Raw genomic sequence first — 17,065 nt, forward strand, 5'->3', positions numbered from 1 at the left:
TGGTCGCGTACCGGAGGAGGCCTCGGGACCCGTGCCCTGTCACCGCCCGCGGGCGGCGCCGCGCGTCACTGTGCGGGCCGGGTGGCCGCCGCCTTCGCCTGGTCCGTGCCGCGGCGCACGATCTGGCGGAAGGCGAACTCCCCGATGTCGTCGCCGCTCTGGTAGGCCTTGGTGTCCTTCGTGGTCACCGACTTGGCCGTGGTGTACCCGGTGATCGTGAAGTAGGCGTAGCGGCCGTAGGAGTTGTAGGTGTTGCGGCAGACGGGCCCGCCCTTGCAGAAGGTGGGGACCCCGGCGCCCGGCAGCGGGGCCACGCCGCCCTTCGCCTCCCGGACGGCCTTCTTGGCGGTGGCCTCGTTCTCGAAGGTCGCGACGCCGACGGTGACCGCGATGCCGTCCTTGACGTAGGTGGCGCGGAAGACCTGCTCGCAGGCGTTGCGCTCCAGCACCCCGCCGAGCGTCGGCGTGGTGGCCGCGGCGCAGTTGCCGGTCCGCGCGGTGAGGCCCTTGGTGTAGACACGGGCCCCGTTGCCCATCGTGAGCTTCGTGCCCGGGAAGAGGGTGTCGGCACTGAGCGGTGCCGTGTCCTTCTTGCGGTCGGAGATGAAGTCCTTGGGGTTCGGCGGGGGCAGCGGCGCGACCGAGGAGAACGACGGCTGCGGCTGCGCGGTGTCCTCCTGCGGCAGCGTGGGCGCGGTGGGCAGGGTGCCGTTGCCGTCGGAGGCGGTCCGCCCGCCGTCCTTGCCGGAGGTGACGATCGCCGTCGCCACGGCGCCCGCGATCAGCGCGGTCGCGAGGGCGCCGCCGCCGATCATCAGCCAGCGCCTGCGCCGGGTGCGGGCGGCCGACGCGTCCGCGAGCGCCGCCCAGTCCGGGGTGCCCGGGTCCGAGCCGTACCGGTCACCGCCGTAGGAGCCCTGGCCGAACCCCCCCTGCCCGCCCCCGTACTGGCCCTGGTGGTACGGGTCCTGGTCCTGTCCGCCGGACCCCCACTGAGGTCCCCCCTGCCCAAAGCTCATGCCGCGCATCCTAAACCGGTTGGGTGAGGGCGGTCCCTGCGGTGACAATCGCCCCATGGGACATGTGGAAGCGGCACACCTGGAGTACTACCTGCCGGACGGGAGGGTGCTCCTCGGTGACGCGTCGTTCCGCGTGGGCGAGGGCGCGGTCGCCGCGCTGGTGGGCGCGAACGGCGCGGGCAAGACGACGCTGCTGCGGATCGTCGCCGGCGAGATCCAGCCGCACGGCGGCTCGGTCACGGTCAGCGGCGGCCTCGGGGTGATGCCCCAGTTCGTCGGCTCGGTGCGCGACGAGCGCACGGTGCGGGACCTGCTGGTGTCGGTCTCCCAGCCGCGTATCCGGGAGGCCGCCGCCGCGGTGGACAAGGCCGAGCACGCGATCATGACCGTGGACGACGAGGCCGCGCAGATGCGGTACGCCCAGGCGCTGAGCGACTGGGCGGAGGCGCGCGGCTACGAGGCGGAGACCGTCTGGGACATGTGCACCACGGCCGCGCTGGGCGTCCCGTACGAGAAGGCGCAGTGGCGTCAGGTCCGCACGCTCTCCGGCGGCGAGCAGAAGCGCCTGGTGCTGGAGGCGCTGCTGCGCGGCCCCGACGAGGTGCTGCTGCTGGACGAACCGGACAACTATCTGGACGTGCCGGGCAAGCGGTGGCTGGAGGAGCGCCTCGCGGAGACCCGCAAGACGGTCCTGTTCGTCTCCCACGACCGGGAGCTGCTCTCGCGGGCCGCCGAGCGGATCGTGGCGGTGGAGCCGGGGCCCGCCGGGTCCGACGTCTGGATCCACGGCGGCGGCTTCGCCACCTTCCCCGCGGCGCGCAAGGAGCGCTTCGCCCGCTTCGAGGAGCTGAAGCGGCGCTGGGACGAGGAGCACGCCCGGCTGAAGGCGCTGGTGCACCGGCTGCGGCAGCAGGCGGCCATCAGCCCGGACATGGCGTCCCGCTACCGGGCGATGCAGACCCGCTTCCGGAAGTTCGAGGAGGCCGGACCGCCGCCGGAGCCGCCGCGCGAGCAGGAGATCCGGATGCGGCTGCGCGGCGGACGGACCGGGGTGCGGGCGCTGACCTGCACGGACCTGGAGCTCACCGGCCTGATGAAGCCGTTCTCGCTGGAGGTCTTCTACGGCGAGCGGGTGGCCGTCCTCGGGTCCAACGGCTCGGGCAAGTCCCACTTCCTGCGGCTGCTGGCGGGGGACGCGGTGGCGCACACCGGGGCGTGGAAGCTGGGCGCCCGGGTGGTGCCGGGCCACTTCGCGCAGACCCACGCCCATCCCGAGCTGATGGGCCGCACCCTCGTCGACATCCTGTGGACGGAGCACGCCAAGGACCGGGGCGGGGCGATGTCGGTGCTGCGCCGGTACGAGCTGGAGCGCCAGGGCGACCAGGCCTTCGAGAAGCTCTCCGGCGGGCAGCAGGCGCGGTTCCAGATCCTGCTGCTGGAGCTCGCGGGCACGACGGCGCTGCTGCTCGACGAGCCGACGGACAACCTGGACCTGGAGTCGGCCGAGGCGCTCCAGGCGGGCCTGGAGGCGTACGAGGGCACGGTGCTCGCGGTCACCCACGACCGGTGGTTCGCCAAGTCCTTCGACCGGTTCCTGGTCTTCGGCTCGGACGGGAAGGTGCGCGAGACCCCGGAGCCCGTCTGGGACGAGCGCCGCGTCGAGCGGGCGCGCTGAGGGGCCCGGGGCCGGGCGGTCCGCGGGTCCGGGGCGGCCCGCCGGGGGAGGTCGCGGCACGGGCCGGAGAGCGCCGGCCCGGCACGGGATTTTGACCCGTACGGGGGGCGACGGTATTCTTCTGGTTCGTTATGCGTATTGGCTTGCTCTATCTCACGTGAGGGGCCCTTACGCCGGTCCACCGGGCCGATGACCAGCGGCTGGCACTCGGGTTGCGTCCCCGTAGCGCCGCCAAGGCTGTCGTGATCGTCCGGGTGGCCTTGTCAGGACCCCGTCCTCCGTGCCTTCACCGGCCGCGGGGGATCCCCATCACTGAAGAAGCGAAGGCTACGACCGTGCGTACGTACAGCCCCAAGCCCGGCGATGTGACGCGCCAGTGGCACATCATCGACGCGCAGGACATCGTCCTGGGCCGTCTGGCGACCACCGCCGCTACCCTTCTCCGGGGCAAGCACAAGCCGATCTACGCGCCGCACGTCGACGCTGGTGACTTCGTCATCATCGTCAACGCGGACAAGGTGCACCTGTCCGGCAACAAGCGGACCCAGAAGATGGCGTACCGCCACTCCGGCTACCCGGGTGGTCTGCGCTCCGTCCGCTACGACGAGCTGCTGGAGAAGAGCCCCGAGAAGGCCGTCGAGAAGGCCGTCAAGGGCATGCTCCCGAAGAACACCCTGGGCCGTCAGATGCTCTCGAAGCTGAAGGTCTACGCGGGCGAGAACCACCCGCACGCTGCGCAGCAGCCTGTTCCGTTCGAGATCACCCAGGTCGCGCAGTAAGTCCGGCCACCCCCTAAGACGAAAAGAATCTGAGGAGAATCGTGGCTGAGACCACCGCCGAGACCCCGCTCGAAGAGGTTGACGTCGAGCAGTACACCACCGAGACCGAGGTTCCGGTCGAGGGCGAGTACACCTCCGAGTCCATGGCTTCCCGCTTCGGCGACCCGCAGCCGGCCGCCGGCCTGGGCCGTCGCAAGAACGCCATCGCCCGTGTCCGGATCGTTCCGGGCTCCGGCAAGTGGAAGATCAACGGCCGCACCCTTGAGGACTACTTCCCCAACAAGGTGCACCAGCAGGAAGTCAACGAGCCCTTCAAGGTGCTCGAGCTCGACGACCGCTACGACGTTGTCGCCCGTATCTCGGGTGGCGGCGTCTCCGGCCAGGCCGGCGCCCTGCGCCTCGGTGTGGCCCGCGCCCTGAACGAGGCGGACGTGGACAACAACCGCGGCCCGCTGAAGAAGGCCGGCTTCCTCTCCCGCGACGACCGTGCGGTCGAGCGCAAGAAGGCCGGTCTCAAGAAGGCCCGTAAGGCCCCGCAGTACAGCAAGCGCTAAATCGCGCCGGCTGTACGAGCCGACACGGCTTCTGTACGGCTTTCCGTTCGCCCCGGCGGCACTCGTTGCTGCCGGGGCGTTCGTTTATCGACTCCCGACGATCTCGGGCGTGCAAGAGTTCGAGCAATCAGCTTCTCGGAGGAACACCAGTGGGACGACTCTTCGGAACGGACGGCGTACGCGGAGTGGCGAACGCCGACCTCACGGCCGAGCTCGCGCTCGGGCTGTCGGTCGCCGCGGCGCACGTGCTGGCCGAGGCGGGCACCTTCGCCGGCCATCGCCCGACCGCTGTGGTGGGCCGTGACCCCCGTGCGTCCGGAGAGTTCCTGGAAGCGGCCGTGGTGGCCGGCCTGGCGAGCGCCGGAGTCGACGTGCTGCGCGTCGGTGTGCTGCCCACCCCCGCGGTGGCGTATCTCACCGGTGCCCTCGGCGCCGACCTCGGCGTGATGCTCTCCGCCAGCCACAACGCCATGCCGGACAACGGCATCAAGTTCTTCGCCCGCGGCGGTCACAAGCTCGCCGACGAGCTGGAGGACCGCATCGAGCAGGTCTACGAGCAGCACCGCACCGGTGAGCCGTGGGACCGTCCGACCGGCGCCGGCGTCGGCCGGGTCAAGGAGTACGACGAGGGCTTCGACAAGTACGTCGCCCACCTCGTCGCCGTCCTCCCGAACCGTCTCGACGGGCTGCGGATCGTGCTGGACGAGGCGCACGGCGCCGCGTCCCGGGTGTCGCCCGAGGCGTTCGCCCGCGCCGGTGCCGAGGTCGTGACGATCGGCGCCGAGCCGGACGGCCTCAACATCAACGACGGCTGCGGATCGACCCACCTCGACCTGCTGAAGGCCGCCGTCGTCGAGCACGGGGCCGACCTCGGCATCGCGCACGACGGCGACGCGGACCGCTGCCTCGCCGTGGACGCGGCGGGCCGTGAGGTCGACGGCGACCAGATCCTCGCCGTGCTCGCGCTCGCGATGCGCGAGGCGGGCACCCTGCGCGGCAACACCGTGGTGGCCACGGTCATGTCGAACCTCGGCTTCAAGCTGGCGATGGAGCGCGAGGGCGTCGACCTGGTGCGGACCGCGGTCGGCGACCGCTATGTGCTGGAGGCGATGAAGGAGCAGGGCTACGCGCTCGGCGGCGAGCAGTCCGGCCACGTCATCGTCCTCGACCACGCCACCACCGGGGACGGCACGCTGACCGGTCTGATGCTCGCCGCGCGGATCGCCGCGACCGGCCGCTCCCTCGCGGACCTCGCCGGTGTGATGGAGCGGCTGCCGCAGGTGCTCGTCAACGTGCGCGACGTCGACAAGTCCCGGGTGACGACCTCCGCCGAGCTCTCCCAGGCGGTGGCCGAGGCCGAGCGCGAGCTCGGCGCCACCGGCCGGGTGCTGCTGCGCTCCTCCGGCACCGAGCCCCTGGTGCGGGTGATGGTGGAGGCGCCCGACCTGGAGCAGGCGAAGAGCGTCGCGAGCCGGCTGGCCGACGTCGTGAAGTCGGCGCTCGGCTGATCCTCCCGTATCCGCGACGGCGCCCCCGGACCACGGTCCGGGGGCGCCGTCGCGTGAGGGAGGCGGTTCAGCCGGTGCGCTCCGCCCGCTCCGTCCGCTCGGCCCGGCGCCTGCCCCACCGCCAGAGCACCTTCTGCACCAGCAGGGTCGCGGTGCCGGCGAGCACGATGCCCGCGAGGTTCAGCAGCAGCTGCTCCGTCGAGCCCCACGCCTGGGCGTACTCGCGGTAGCTGAAGGCGACGGCGGCGTTGGCCGCCGCGGGGACGGTCGTCACCGAGATGGCGACACCGACCAGGGCGCCCGACTTGGCGGATGTCAGCGAGAGCATGCCCGCGGCGCCCGCCAGCACGGAGACGATGAGCGAGAAGGCGTCGGGGTCGTAGATGAAGCGGGTGTTGGGCCGCTCGCCCCGCAGCTGCTCGTCGCTGAACAGGTCCATCGCGTCCATCAGGATGCTGAAGCCCACGGTCGCGAGCATCGCCGCTGCGAAGCCGGTGATCAGCGCGATCACCGACCGCCAGGCGAGCCGCGGTGTGCGCCGCACCAGCGCCGTGCAGATGCCCGCCAGCGGGCCGAACTCCGGACCGACCGCCATCGCGCCGACGATCAGGACGGCGTTGTCCAGGACGACACCGCAGGCCGCGAGCATCGTGGCGATCGTCAGGAACGCCACGTAGGTGACGCTGAGCGTCGACTCCTCGTGGGTGGCGTCCGAGAGCTGCTCCCAGAGCACCGCGTCCGCGGCCTCGCCCGGCGCGTCCTTCTCCGCGCGGTCGGCGCGTGCGGACAGCGACAGGCCGATCTCGTCGGCGGCCACCGAACCGTCGCGGTCGATGCCGAGGCCCCGCAGTTCCTCCAGGACCTCGTCGGCCGCCTCCCGAGCCACGTCGCACAGCACCACGTCGCCGTGCGGATCGCGGGCCGCCCCTTCCAGCACCACCAGGTGGGCGGTGCCGACCGTCCGCTCCAGCAGGCCCGTCACCTCCGCCGTCCGGTCGGCCGGGACGATCAGGCGCAGGTGCAGCACACGAGGCTCCTCAGAGTTTCCGCAGGGACAGCCGCTGGACCTTGTGGTCCGGCCCTTTGCGCAGCACCAGTGTGGCGCGTCCCCGGGTCGGGGCCACGTTCTCCAGCAGATTGGGCTTGTTGATGGTGCGCCACATCGTCCGCGCGTAGTCCAGTGCCTCCTCCTCGGAGACCTGGGTGTACTTGCGGAAGTAGGAGAACGGGTTCTGGAACGCGGTCTCGCGCAGCTTGCGGAAACGGTTCAGGTACCAGGTCTCGATGTCCTCGGGCCGCGCGTCGACGTACACGCTGAAGTCGAAGTAGTCGGCGAGTCCCACCCGGGTGCGGCCGTCCTTGCCGGGCAGCGCGGGCTGCAGGACGTTGAGCCCCTCGACGATCAGGATGTCCGGCCGGCGCACGGTCAGCCGCTCGTCGGGGACGATGTCGTAGATCAGGTGGGAGTAGACGGGGGCGGTGACCTCGTCCTTCCCCGCCTTGATGTCCGCGACGAAACGGGTGAGCGCCCGGCGGTCGTACGACTCCGGGAACCCCTTGCGCGACATGAGGCCGCGTTCCCGGAGCTCCTTCATCGGCAGCAGGAACCCGTCGGTGGTGACCAGCTCGACGCGGGGGTGCTCCGGCCAGCGGGCGAGCAGCGCCTGGAGCAGCCGGGCGACGGTGGACTTGCCGACGGCCACCGAGCCCGCGACCCCTATGACGAAGGGTGTCCCCCGCTGGGCGCCGTGGCCGTTGCCCGCGTCGCCGAGGAAGGTGTTCAGCGCGCCCCGCAGCTCGGCGGTGGCCTGCACGTACAGGTTCAGCAGCCGTGAGAGCGGCAGGTAGACGTCGCGCACCTCGTCGAGGTCGATGACGTCGCCCAGACCCCGCAGGCGCTCGACCTCCTCGGCGGTCAGCGGCAGCGGTGTCTTCTCGCGCAGTGCGCTCCACTCGGCGCGGGTGAGGTCGACGTACGGCGTCGACGGCGGCTCTGCCCGGCGGTGGGTGCTTCGTGGCGGCGAAGAGATCACACGGCCCATTGTCGGGGCTGGGCCCCGGATGTGGGGGGTGGGCTGGATCACGCCTGGAGGCGCCCTCCGGGGTCCCTGGCCCGGACCGGGAGGCGCCCTCGGGGGGTTACCGGCCCCATTCGGCGGAATGTCAGTGGTGTGCGTCACAGTTGTGGGAGAGGTGGGCGCCGACCCGCGACGTCCGCGACAGCGCGAGGTCACGAGGGGAATCCCATGACGTACGCGATCCAGGCGGAGGGCCTGGTCAAGCGGTTCAAGGACACCGAAGCCCTGGCGGGGGTGGATCTGGCGGCCCGCACCGGTTCGGTGCTGGGCCTGCTCGGTCCGAACGGGGCGGGGAAGACGACCGCGGTGCGGATCTTCGCCACCCTGCTGCCGCCGGACGGCGGCCGTGCCGAGGTGGCGGGGCACGACGTGGTCGCCGAGGCGGGTGCCGTGCGCTCCCTCATCGGCCTGACCGGCCAGTACGCGGCCGTCGACGAGAACCTCACCGGTACCGAGAACCTCCTGCTCATCGGGCGCCTGCTGGGCATGTCCCGGCCGGACGCCCGCGCCCGCGCCCGGGAGCTGCTGGACCGGTTCGGGCTCTCGGACGCGGCCGGACGGGCGGCGAAGACCTTCTCCGGCGGCATGCGGCGGCGTCTCGACCTCGCGGCGAGCCTGGTCGGCCGGCCCAGCATCCTCTTCCTCGACGAGCCCACGACCGGGCTCGACCCGCACAGCCGCGGCGAGCTGTGGGACATGCTGCGCGCACTGGTGGCCGAGGGCACCACGGCGCTGCTCACCACCCAGTACCTGAACGAGGCCGATGTGCTCGCCGACGACATCGTGGTCGTCGACAAGGGCCGGGTGATCGCCCAGGGCACCCCCGACCAGCTGAAGAACGAGGTGGGCGGCCAGGTCCTGGAGGTCCGCCCGCTCGCCCCCGGCGACCTCGCCGCCGCGCACGATCTGGTCGCCCGGGCGGCCGGGCCGGGCACCCGCATCGAGGGCGACGCGGTCACCGCCCCGGTGAACGGCCCGGAGCTGATGCCCGCGGTGGTCCGCCGCCTCGACCGCGAGGGCATCGCCGTCGGCGAGCTGGCGCTGCGGCGCTCCTCCCTCGACGAGGTCTTCCTCGCGCTGACCGGCCACCGGGCGGAGCCCGGCGGCGAAGGCGCGGAGGGCGGCGACGAGGGCGCGGAGGGCGGCGACGGGGACGGCACGGACGCCGCCACCGCGGCCGCCCCGGCCGAGGCGGTGGGTTCGCGATGACCGGCATGACGGCCACCGCCCCGCTGACGGCGTCCGGCCGGGTGCGGCCGCTGGCGTGGGCCGGGCAGACCCTGACGATGGCGTGGCGCAGTCTGGTGGCGGTGAAGCACAACCCGCTGGAGCTGGTGGACTACAGCGTCACGCCGATCATGTTCGTCTTCCTCTTCACCTACGTGCTGGGCGGCCAGATGGCCGGATCGACCGACGCCTACCTGGAGTACGCGCTGCCGGGGATCATCGTCCAGAACACCCTCTTCATGACCGTGTACACCGCGATGGCGCTCAACACGGACCTGACGAAGGGCGTCTTCGACCGGCTGCGCAGCCTGCCCATCGCCCGTTCCGCACCGCTCATCGGCAGGATCACCGCGGACCTCGCCAAGCACGTGTGGGCGATGCTGCTGATGATCGGCATCGGTGTGCTGATGGGGTTCCGGATCACCGGCGGCGCCGGCGGGTTCCTGCTCGGCGCCGTCCTGCTGATCGTCTTCGCGGCGGCCGTCTCCTGGAGCGCGGTGCTCATCGGGATGCTCGCCGGGGACGCGGAGAAGGTGCAGGCGTTCGCGTTCACGCTGATCTTCCCGATCACCTTCACCAGCAGCGCCTTCGTCATCGTGGACACGATGCCGGGCTGGCTCCAGGCGTGGAGCGACGTCAACCCGGTCACCCATCTGTCCGACGCCTACCGGGGCCTGCTGGTCGGCGGCCCGGTGGCGGAGCCGGTGCTGTGGTCGCTGGTGTGGGCCGTGGGCATCGCGGCGGTCTTCTGCCCGCTGGCGATGCGCGCCTACCGCGCCAAGGCCTGAACCGCGACCCGGGCCGGTCCGCCTCGGTGCCGGGGCGGTCCCCGCGCCGTAGGCTGCCGACATGTGCGGAATCGTGGGGTACGTCGGCGGTCAGTCGGCGCTGGATGTGGTCGTCGCCGGTCTGAAGCGGCTCGAGTACCGCGGATACGACTCGGCGGGGGTGGCGGTCCTCGCCGACGGAGGACTGGCCGCGGCGAAGAAGGCGGGCAAGCTCGTCAACCTGGAGAAGGAGCTCACGGAACGGCCGCTGCCGGCCGGCTCCACCGGCGTCGGTCACACCCGGTGGGCCACCCACGGCGGACCCACCGACGCCAACGCCCATCCGCATCTCGACAACGCGGGACGGGTCGCCGTCGTCCACAACGGGATCATCGAGAACTTCGCGGAGCTCCGGGCCGAACTCGCCGGGCGCGGGCACGGCCTGGCCTCCGAGACGGACACCGAGGTGGTCGCCCATCTGCTGGCGGAGGCCTTCTCGTCCGCGGGCGACCTCGCCGAGTCGATGCGCCTGGTGTGCCGGCGGCTGGAGGGGGCCTTCACCCTGGTCGCCGTGCACGCCGACGAGCCCGGCGTGGTCATCGGCGCGCGGCGCAACTCCCCGCTCGTGGTGGGCGTGGGGGAGGGCGAGGCGTTCCTCGCGTCGGACGTCGCCGCCTTCATCGCCCACACCCGGTCCGCGATCGAGCTGGGCCAGGACCAGGTCGTGGAGCTCCGGCGGGACGGCGTGACCGTGACCGGCTTCGACGGGGAGCCCGCGGAGGTCCGGGAGTACCACGTGGACTGGGACGCCTCGGCCGCCGAGAAGGGCGGCTACGACTACTTCATGCTCAAGGAGATCGCCGAGCAGCCGAAGGCCGTCTCGGACACCCTGCTGGGCCGCATCGACGCCTCCGGTTCGCTGAGCCTCGACGAGATCCGCATCCCGGCGCACGTGCTGCGCGAGGCGGACAAGATCGTCGTCGTCGCCTGCGGCACCGCCTTCCACGCCGGGCTCATCGCCAAGTACGCGATCGAGCACTGGACCCGCATCCCGTGCGAGGTGGAGCTGGCGAGCGAGTTCCGCTACCGGGACCCGATCCTCGACCAGCGCACCCTCGTCGTGGCGATCTCGCAGTCCGGCGAGACCATGGACACCCTGATGGCGCTGCGGCACGCGCGCGAGCAGGGCGCCCGGGTCCTGGCGATCTGCAACACCAACGGCTCGACCATCCCCCGCGAGTCGGACGCGGTGCTGTACACCCACGCCGGTCCCGAGGTGGCCGTGGCCTCGACGAAGGCGTTCCTGACCCAGGTCGTCGCCTGCTACCTGGTCGCCCTCTACCTGGGGCAGGTGCGCGGCACCCAGTGGGGCGACGAGATCCGGGCCGTCATCCGCGACCTGGCGCAGATCTCCGGCGCGGTCGAGCGGGTGCTGGAGACCATGGAACCGGTGCGCGAGCTGGCCCGGTCGCTGGCCCACAAGAACACCGTCCTGTTCCTGGGCCGCCACGTCGGCCACCCCGTCGCGCTGGAGGGGGCGCTCAAGCTGAAGGAACTCGCGTACATGCACGCGGAGGGCTTCGCGGCGGGCGAGCTCAAGCACGGTCCGATCGCGCTGATCGAGGAGGACCTGCCGGTGGTGGTCGTCGTGCCGTCGCCGCGCGGCCGGTCCGTGCTCCACGACAAGATCGTCTCCAACATCCAGGAGATCCGTGCCCGCGGCGCCCGGACCATCGTGATCGCGGAGGAGGGCGACGAGGCCGTGGTGCCGTACGCCGACCACCTGGTCCGGATCCCGGCGACGCCGACGCTGCTCCAGCCCATGGTGGCCACCGTGCCGCTGCAGGTGTTCGCCTGCGAGCTGGCGACGGCCCGCGGCAACGAGGTCGACCAGCCCCGGAACCTGGCGAAGTCGGTGACGGTGGAGTGAGCGCGGGGACGCGCCGCGGAAGGGCGGGGGAGAAGGCCTGATGATCATCGGGGTGGGGATCGACGTCGCGGAGATCGACCGGTTCGCCGAGTCGCTGAAACGCACACCGGCGATGGCCCGGCGGCTCTTCGTCGAGCACGAACTGCTGCTGCCGAGCGGGGAACGCCGCGGCTACGCCTCCCTCGCCGCCCGGTTCGCCGCGAAGGAGGCGCTGGCCAAGGCGCTCGGCGCGCCCGGCGGCCTGCTGTGGACGGACGCGGAGGTGTACGTCGAGGAGTCGGGCCGCCCCCGGCTCCGGGTCCGCGGCACGGTCCTGGCCCGCGCCGCCGAACTGGGCGTCCGCACCTGGCACGTGTCGCTCAGTCACGACGCCGGCGTGGCCTCCGCCGTGGTGATCGCCGAGGGGTAGCGCGCACCGCGGTCCGGGAGCCGACGCGGCCGCGGCGGACGCCGCGCCTGCGGCCGGGGCTGGGGCAGACTCGGGGCATGCGGAGTGCGTACAGCGTCGAAGAAGTCCGGCACGCCGAGGAGCGGCTGATGGCACGGCTGCCGGACGGCGTCCTCATGCAGCGGGCCGCCGCCGGGCTGGCAGCCGCCTGCGCCGGCCTGCTCGGCCGGGTCTACGGGGCCCGGGTCGTGCTGCTCGTCGGCAGCGGCGCCAACGGCGGCGACACCCTTTGGGCGGGCGCACGGCTCGCCCGGCGCGGAGCCGGGGTCGCCGCCGTGCTGCTCGCCCCCGAACGGACCCACGAGGCGGGTCTCGCGGCCCTGCTGGCGGCGGGCGGCCGGATCGCCGACGACCCCTTCGAGCCGCTGGCCGCCGCCGATCTGGTGCTCGACGGCATCACCGGCATCGGCGGGCGCGGCGGCCTGCGCCCGGACGCCGTGCCCGTGGCCCGCGCCGCCCGCGGGTCGGACGCCGTCGTCGTCGCCGTCGACCTGCCGAGCGGGGTCGAGGCGGACACCGGGGAGGTCCGTGGCGAGGCGCTGCGGGCGGACCTGACCGTCACCTTCGGCACGTACAAGCCGGGGCTGCTGGTCGATCCGGCGCGCGGGCACGCCGGCGCCGTCCGGCTCGTCGACATCGGCCTCGGCGGCGAACTGCCGTCCGTCCCCCGTCTGGAGGCGCTCCAGCACGCCGACGTCGCCCGGATGCTGCCGCTCCCCGGGGCGGGGAGCGACAAGTACCGGCGGGGCGTGGTCGGCGTCGCGGCCGGCTCCGCGCGCTACCCGGGGGCGGCCGTGCTGGCCGTGGCGGGTGCGCTGCGCGGCGGCGCCGGGGCCGTCCGGTACGTGGGCCCCGCCGCGGACGCGGTGATCGCCCGCTTCCCGGAGTGCCTGGTCGGCACCGGGCAGCCGGGGACGGCCGGCCGGGTCCAGTCGTGGGTCGTCGGCCCCGGCATCGGCGACCGGGGGGACGCGGTGCGCGAGGTGCTCGCCGCCGACGTCCCCGTCCTGGTCGACGCGGACGGTCTGCGCCTGCTGGACGCCGCGGACCTGCGGGGCAGGACCGCGCCCACGCTGCTGACCCCGCACGCGGGGGAGGCCGCCGCGCTGCTCGGCGTGGCACGCGAGGAGGTGGAGGCCGCCCGTCTCGCGTCGGTGCGGGAGCTGGCGGCGCGGTACGGGGCGACGGTCCTGCTCAAGGGCTCGACGACGCTGGTCGCGGACCCCGGCGGCGGAGCGGTCCGGGCCGATCCGATGGGCACCCCGTGGCTGGCGACCGCAGGCAGCGGCGACGTGCTCTCCGGACTGGCCGGATCGCTGCTGGCCGCGGGCCTGGACGCCCGGGACGCGGCGTCGGCCGCCGCGTACCTGCACGGTCTGGCGGCCCGGCTGGCCGCCGCCCGCGGCACGCCGCTGACCGCCCACGACGTGGCCGCGACACTCCCGGAGGCATGGCACGGCGTGCGGGAGCCGGGGGAGGGCGCCGGCGTCGGGGGCAGCCGTGCCTGAGCGGGTCGGGGACCCGCGGCCGGTCCGTCCCGCGGGTCGCCGCGAAGGCCGCGCCGTGCGGCGGCCGCGGCGCTCTGTGACGGACCGCACCGGCTGCCCGGAACCGGTGCGGCGGGGCGCGGACCACGGCTTCTGAGAGACTTGCCGCGATGAGCCAGACACCGCCGCCGCACTCCGCACCGCCACGCGCCCGGGCCGAGATCGATCTCGGCGCGCTGCGCGCCAACGTCCGTGCGCTGCGGGCGCGCGCGCCGCACTCCGCCCTGATGGCCGTGGTCAAGTCGGACGCGTACGGCCACGGCATGGTGCCCTGCGCCCGGGCGGCACTCGACGCCGGCGCCGGGTGGCTCGGCACGGCGACGCCGCAGGAGGCGCTCGCGCTGCGCGCGGCCGGTGTCGGCGGCCGGATCATGTGCTGGCTCTGGACCCCGGGCGACCCGTGGCGCGAGGGCATCGAGGCCGGCCTCGACATGGCGGTGAGCGGCATGTGGGCGCTGCGGGAGGTCACCGCGGCGGCCCGCGCGGCGGGCCGCCCCGCCCGGATCCAGCTCAAGGCCGACACGGGGCTCGGCCGCAACGGCTGCCAGCCCGCCGACTGGCCCGCCCTGGTGGCCGCCGCCCGCGCGGCCGAGGACGAGGGCCTGGCCGACGTCACCGGCCTGTGGTCCCACTTCGCCTGCGCCGACGAACCGGGACACCCCTCGATCGTCCGCCAGCTGGACCTCTTCCGGGACATGGTCGACCACGCGGAGAAGGCAGGCGTCGAGCCGGAGGTGCGGCACATCGCCAACTCCCCGGCCACGCTGACCCTCCCGGAGTCCCACTTCGACCTCGTCCGCACCGGCATCGCGATGTACGGGGTGTCGCCCGCCCCCGAGCTGGGCACCTCCGCCGAGCTCGGGCTGCGCCCGGTGATGACGCTCGCCGCCTCCGTCGCCCTGGTCAAGCACGTGCCCGCCGGTCACGGCGTCAGCTACGGACACCACTACGTCACCGACGCGGAGACCACGCTCGGCCTGGTCCCGCTCGGCTACGCCGACGGCGTCCCCCGGCACGCGTCCGGCCGCGGCCCGGTGCTCGTCGGCGGCGTCCGGCGCCGGGTCGCCGGCCGGGTGGCGATGGACCAGTTCGTCGTCGATCTCGGCGGGCAGACGGTGGACGAGGGGTCCGAGGCGCTCCTCTTCGGCCCGGGCGACCGGGGCGAGCCGACCGCGGAGGACTGGGCGCAGGCGGCCGGGACGATCGCCTACGAGATCGTCACGCGGATCGGGTCGCGGGTGCCGCGCGTCCATCTCCACGAGGAGCCCCACGACCCGGCGCGCCAGCGGCCGGCAGCCGTCGACGAGTAGGAGGGGCACGGTGAGCGAGACCAGCACGGGGGACGCCGTCGCGGCCGCCGCGGCCGCGACGGGAGCCTGGCGGCGGGCGGGAGGCGTCGCGGGCACGGCCATAGGCGTCATCGCCGCCGGCGCGGCCGCCGGCGTGGCGCTGGAGCGGCTCACGGTGGGCCGGGGCATGCGCAAGAAGGCCCGGCTCGCGCTCGACGCCACGGGCCCGTACGGCTCGCTGCGCGGTACGCCCGGCACGGCCGTCGCCGACGACGGCACCCGGCTGCACTACGAGGTCGAGGAGGTGGACCCCCAGGTCGCGGCTCCGCGCCGGCGGCGGCTGTTCGGCCGCAAGGCCCCCGCTCCGGTCACGGTGGTGTTCAGCCACGGCTACTGCCTCGGCCAGGACTCCTGGCACTTCCAGCGGGCGGCGCTGCGCGGCCTGGTGCGCACCGTCTTCTGGGACCAGCGCAGCCACGGCCGCTCGGCGCGGGGCGCCGCCCAGTCGGGACCCGACGGGGTGCCGGTCACCATCGACCAGCTCGGCCGGGACCTGAAGGCGGTGATCGACGCGGCGGCGCCCGAGGGCCCGCTGGTGCTCGTCGGCCACTCCATGGGCGGCATGACGATGATGGCGCTCGGCGCGCTCCACCCCGGGCTGGTGCGCGAACGGGTGGTCGCCGCCGCCTTCGTCGGCACCTCCGCCGGGCGTCTGGGCGAGGTCAACTACGGGCTCCCGGTGGCCGGCGTCAACGTGGTGCGCCGGGTGCTGCCCGGGGTGCTGCGGGCGCTCGGCTCCCAGGCGGAACTGGTGGAGCGGGGGCGCCGGGCGACGGCGGACCTGTTCGCCGGGCTGATCAAGCGGTACTCGTTCTCCTCGAAGGACGTGGACCCGGCCGTCGCGCGGTTCGCGGAGCGGCTGATCGAGTCGACGCCGATCGACGTGGTCGCCGAGTTCTACCCGGCGTTCACGGAACACGACAAGTCCGCCGCGCTCCCGGTCTTCGCCGGTCTCCCCGTCCTCGTCCTCGCGGGCGACAAGGACCTGGTGACGCCGACCTCGCACAGCGAGGCCATCGCCGACCTGCTGCCGGAGGCCGAGCTGGTCATCGTCCCGGACGGCGGCCACCTGGTGATGCTGGAGCATCCGGAGGCCGTGACCGACCGTCTCGCGGACCTGCTCGTGCGGGCCGGGGCCGTACCGGCAGCGGCTAACGTTGGCACGTATGGAAGCACTGCACAGCCCGGAAGCTGACCCGGCCGTCCGCTCCGCCCGTCTGTCCGTCGACTCCCCGGAGCGGATGCGGGACCTGGGCCGCTCCGTCGCCGGGCTGCTGCGCCCCGGGGACCTCGTGATGCTCACCGGCGAGCTGGGCGCGGGCAAGACGACCCTGACGCGCGGGCTGGGCGAGGGGCTGGGGGTGCGGGGCGCCGTCACCTCCCCGACGTTCGTGATCGCCCGGGTCCACCCGTCCCTGACGGGCGGCCCGGCGCTGGTCCACGTCGACGCGTACCGGCTCGGCGGCGGCCTCGACGAGATGGAGGACCTCGACCTCGACGTGTCCCTGCCGGAGTCGGTGGTGGTGGTGGAGTGGGGCGACGGCAAGGTGGAGGACCTCTCCGACGACCGCCTGCACGTGCTCATCCACCGGGTGACGGGGGACACGGACGACGACCACCGGGAGGTGACGCTCCGGGGCCACGGGGCGCGGTGGTCCGACGTGGACCTGGAGTCGGCGACGGTCTGATCCGGGGAGCCCGCTCCGGGGCGCGCGCCGGCGTGCTCCGGATCGCCGCGCCGTATGTTCCGACAAGACGTCGGGAAAATGTTGCGCGGGCCGCCTCACGCGTGATGACATGGACCGGAGAGCTGGTTAGGTTCACCTAACCATGGCGGCCCCCGGAGTTCCAGGAGGCGTTGATGCCGGCATCCGAGCGCGCAGCACAGTCCGCACGGCCCCATCGGCCGTCCCCCTCCGCCGTGCCCGCGGAGGCCGTGCCCGCGGGCGACGCCCCGCCCGCGGAGACCGCCCGGTCGGCGCCCGCCGCCCCGTCGTTCCCCGCCGCGCTGTCGATGCGCGACCTGCTGGCGTCGTGCGCCGCGGCGAGCGCCGTGTCGACCCCGCCGCGCGCCGTGCCCCGCGAGGGCAGGCGCCACGGGGGCGGGACACCCCGGCAGGACGCGGCGTAGACAGCCCTCGGGCAGCGCTTCCGGCGCCTGCGCCCGGCGCCGTGCGGGTGCCG

At 73.7% G+C, this 17,065-nt stretch carries 16 protein-coding genes; 13 read left to right on the plus strand and 3 right to left on the minus strand.

The genetic code is table 11. The features are described from left to right. Positions 1-65: 65 nt before the first annotated feature. A complete protein-coding gene (locus tag IAG43_RS18900) occupies positions 66-1,019 on the minus strand; it encodes a hypothetical protein (RefSeq protein WP_187741882.1) in 954 nt (317 codons plus the stop codon). Between the two features lie 55 nt (positions 1,020-1,074). On the opposite strand from IAG43_RS18900, the gene IAG43_RS18905 reads away from it, so the two are divergent. The 4 genes from IAG43_RS18905 to glmM all read left to right on the plus strand — a co-directional run bounded on the left by IAG43_RS18905 (position 1,075) and on the right by glmM (position 5,535). After that, complete coding sequence (locus IAG43_RS18905; protein ID WP_187741883.1) at positions 1,075-2,694, plus strand: ABC-F family ATP-binding cassette domain-containing protein; 1,620 nt, start codon at positions 1,075-1,077, stop codon at positions 2,692-2,694. Positions 2,695-3,029: 335 nt separating this feature from the next. Continuing rightward, positions 3,030-3,473: a 50S ribosomal protein L13 gene (gene rplM / locus IAG43_RS18910; protein ID WP_187741884.1), complete on the plus strand. Its 444-nt coding sequence runs from the start codon at positions 3,030-3,032 to the stop codon at positions 3,471-3,473. Between the two features lie 41 nt (positions 3,474-3,514). After that, positions 3,515-4,027 carry a 30S ribosomal protein S9 gene (gene rpsI, locus IAG43_RS18915; protein WP_187741885.1) on the plus strand — a complete coding sequence of 171 codons (513 nt, stop codon included), beginning with the start codon at positions 3,515-3,517 and terminating at the stop codon, positions 4,025-4,027. Positions 4,028-4,176: 149 nt separating this feature from the next. Beyond that, positions 4,177-5,535, plus strand: a complete 1,359-nt coding sequence (gene glmM / locus IAG43_RS18920; protein ID WP_187741886.1) for a phosphoglucosamine mutase — start codon at positions 4,177-4,179, stop codon at positions 5,533-5,535. Between the two features lie 67 nt (positions 5,536-5,602). Here glmM and IAG43_RS18925 read toward each other — a convergent pair whose 3' ends face one another. Together IAG43_RS18925 and coaA are read right to left on the minus strand one after the other, a co-directional pair. After that, positions 5,603-6,562, minus strand: a complete 960-nt coding sequence (locus IAG43_RS18925; protein WP_187741887.1) for a DUF389 domain-containing protein — start codon at positions 6,560-6,562, stop codon at positions 5,603-5,605. A 10-nt stretch (positions 6,563-6,572) separates the two neighbouring features. Then, positions 6,573-7,568: a type I pantothenate kinase gene (gene coaA / locus IAG43_RS18930; RefSeq protein ID WP_187741888.1), complete on the minus strand. Its 996-nt coding sequence runs from the start codon at positions 7,566-7,568 to the stop codon at positions 6,573-6,575. 213 nt (positions 7,569-7,781) lie between these two features. Here coaA and IAG43_RS18935 point away from each other — a divergent pair, with 213 nt between their 5' ends. The 9 genes from IAG43_RS18935 to IAG43_RS18975 all read left to right on the plus strand — a co-directional run bounded on the left by IAG43_RS18935 (position 7,782) and on the right by IAG43_RS18975 (position 17,012). Further along, positions 7,782-8,822: an ATP-binding cassette domain-containing protein gene (locus IAG43_RS18935; protein WP_246574422.1), complete on the plus strand. Its 1,041-nt coding sequence runs from the start codon at positions 7,782-7,784 to the stop codon at positions 8,820-8,822. Continuing rightward, the gene (locus IAG43_RS18940; RefSeq protein WP_187741889.1) at positions 8,819-9,628 is read left to right on the plus strand and encodes an ABC transporter permease; all 810 of its coding nucleotides are present in this window, start codon (positions 8,819-8,821) and stop codon (positions 9,626-9,628) included. Before IAG43_RS18935 ends, IAG43_RS18940 begins: the two co-directional genes overlap by 4 nt. Positions 9,629-9,689: 61 nt before the next feature. Then, complete coding sequence (glmS, locus tag IAG43_RS18945) at positions 9,690-11,537, plus strand: glutamine--fructose-6-phosphate transaminase (isomerizing) (RefSeq protein WP_187741890.1); 1,848 nt, start codon at positions 9,690-9,692, stop codon at positions 11,535-11,537. A gap of 40 nt (positions 11,538-11,577) precedes the next feature. After that, on the plus strand, positions 11,578-11,946 hold the full coding sequence (locus IAG43_RS18950) for a holo-ACP synthase (protein WP_187741891.1): 369 nt from the start codon (positions 11,578-11,580) through the stop codon (positions 11,944-11,946). A 77-nt stretch (positions 11,947-12,023) separates the two neighbouring features. Then, complete coding sequence (locus tag IAG43_RS18955; protein WP_187741892.1) at positions 12,024-13,493, plus strand: NAD(P)H-hydrate dehydratase; 1,470 nt, start codon at positions 12,024-12,026, stop codon at positions 13,491-13,493. Between the two features lie 149 nt (positions 13,494-13,642). Then, a complete protein-coding gene (alr, locus tag IAG43_RS18960; RefSeq protein WP_187741893.1) occupies positions 13,643-14,842 on the plus strand; it encodes an alanine racemase in 1,200 nt (399 codons plus the stop codon). Positions 14,843-14,852: 10 nt separating this feature from the next. Continuing rightward, the gene (locus tag IAG43_RS18965; RefSeq protein WP_187741894.1) at positions 14,853-16,076 is read left to right on the plus strand and encodes an alpha/beta fold hydrolase; all 1,224 of its coding nucleotides are present in this window, start codon (positions 14,853-14,855) and stop codon (positions 16,074-16,076) included. Then, positions 16,048-16,569 (plus strand): tRNA (adenosine(37)-N6)-threonylcarbamoyltransferase complex ATPase subunit type 1 TsaE, encoded by a 522-nt coding sequence (gene tsaE / locus IAG43_RS18970; protein WP_187741895.1) that lies wholly within the window; start codon positions 16,048-16,050, stop codon positions 16,567-16,569. Before IAG43_RS18965 ends, tsaE begins: the two co-directional genes overlap by 29 nt. A 248-nt stretch (positions 16,570-16,817) precedes the next feature. Continuing rightward, on the plus strand, positions 16,818-17,012 hold the full coding sequence (locus IAG43_RS18975; protein ID WP_187744533.1) for a hypothetical protein: 195 nt from the start codon (positions 16,818-16,820) through the stop codon (positions 17,010-17,012). Positions 17,013-17,065: the final 53 nt, after the last annotated feature.

Source organism: Streptomyces genisteinicus (assembly GCF_014489615.1).
Lineage (GTDB): Bacteria > Actinomycetota > Actinomycetes > Streptomycetales > Streptomycetaceae > Streptomyces > Streptomyces genisteinicus.

Coding starts and splice junctions, on each gene's coding strand:
- alr (WP_187741893.1), top strand. CDS start 13,643: ATGAGCCAGACACCGCCGCCGCACTCCGCACCGCCACGCGCCCGGGCC.
- IAG43_RS18935 (WP_246574422.1), top strand. CDS start 7,782: ATGACGTACGCGATCCAGGCGGAGGGCCTGGTCAAGCGGTTCAAGGAC.
- glmS (WP_187741890.1), top strand. CDS start 9,690: ATGTGCGGAATCGTGGGGTACGTCGGCGGTCAGTCGGCGCTGGATGTG.
- IAG43_RS18900 (WP_187741882.1), bottom strand. CDS start 1,019: ATGAGCTTTGGGCAGGGGGGACCTCAGTGGGGGTCCGGCGGACAGGAC.
- IAG43_RS18955 (WP_187741892.1), top strand. CDS start 12,024: ATGCGGAGTGCGTACAGCGTCGAAGAAGTCCGGCACGCCGAGGAGCGG.
- IAG43_RS18940 (WP_187741889.1), top strand. CDS start 8,819: ATGACCGGCATGACGGCCACCGCCCCGCTGACGGCGTCCGGCCGGGTG.
- IAG43_RS18905 (WP_187741883.1), top strand. CDS start 1,075: ATGGGACATGTGGAAGCGGCACACCTGGAGTACTACCTGCCGGACGGG.
- tsaE (WP_187741895.1), top strand. CDS start 16,048: ATGGAAGCACTGCACAGCCCGGAAGCTGACCCGGCCGTCCGCTCCGCC.
- IAG43_RS18950 (WP_187741891.1), top strand. CDS start 11,578: ATGATCATCGGGGTGGGGATCGACGTCGCGGAGATCGACCGGTTCGCC.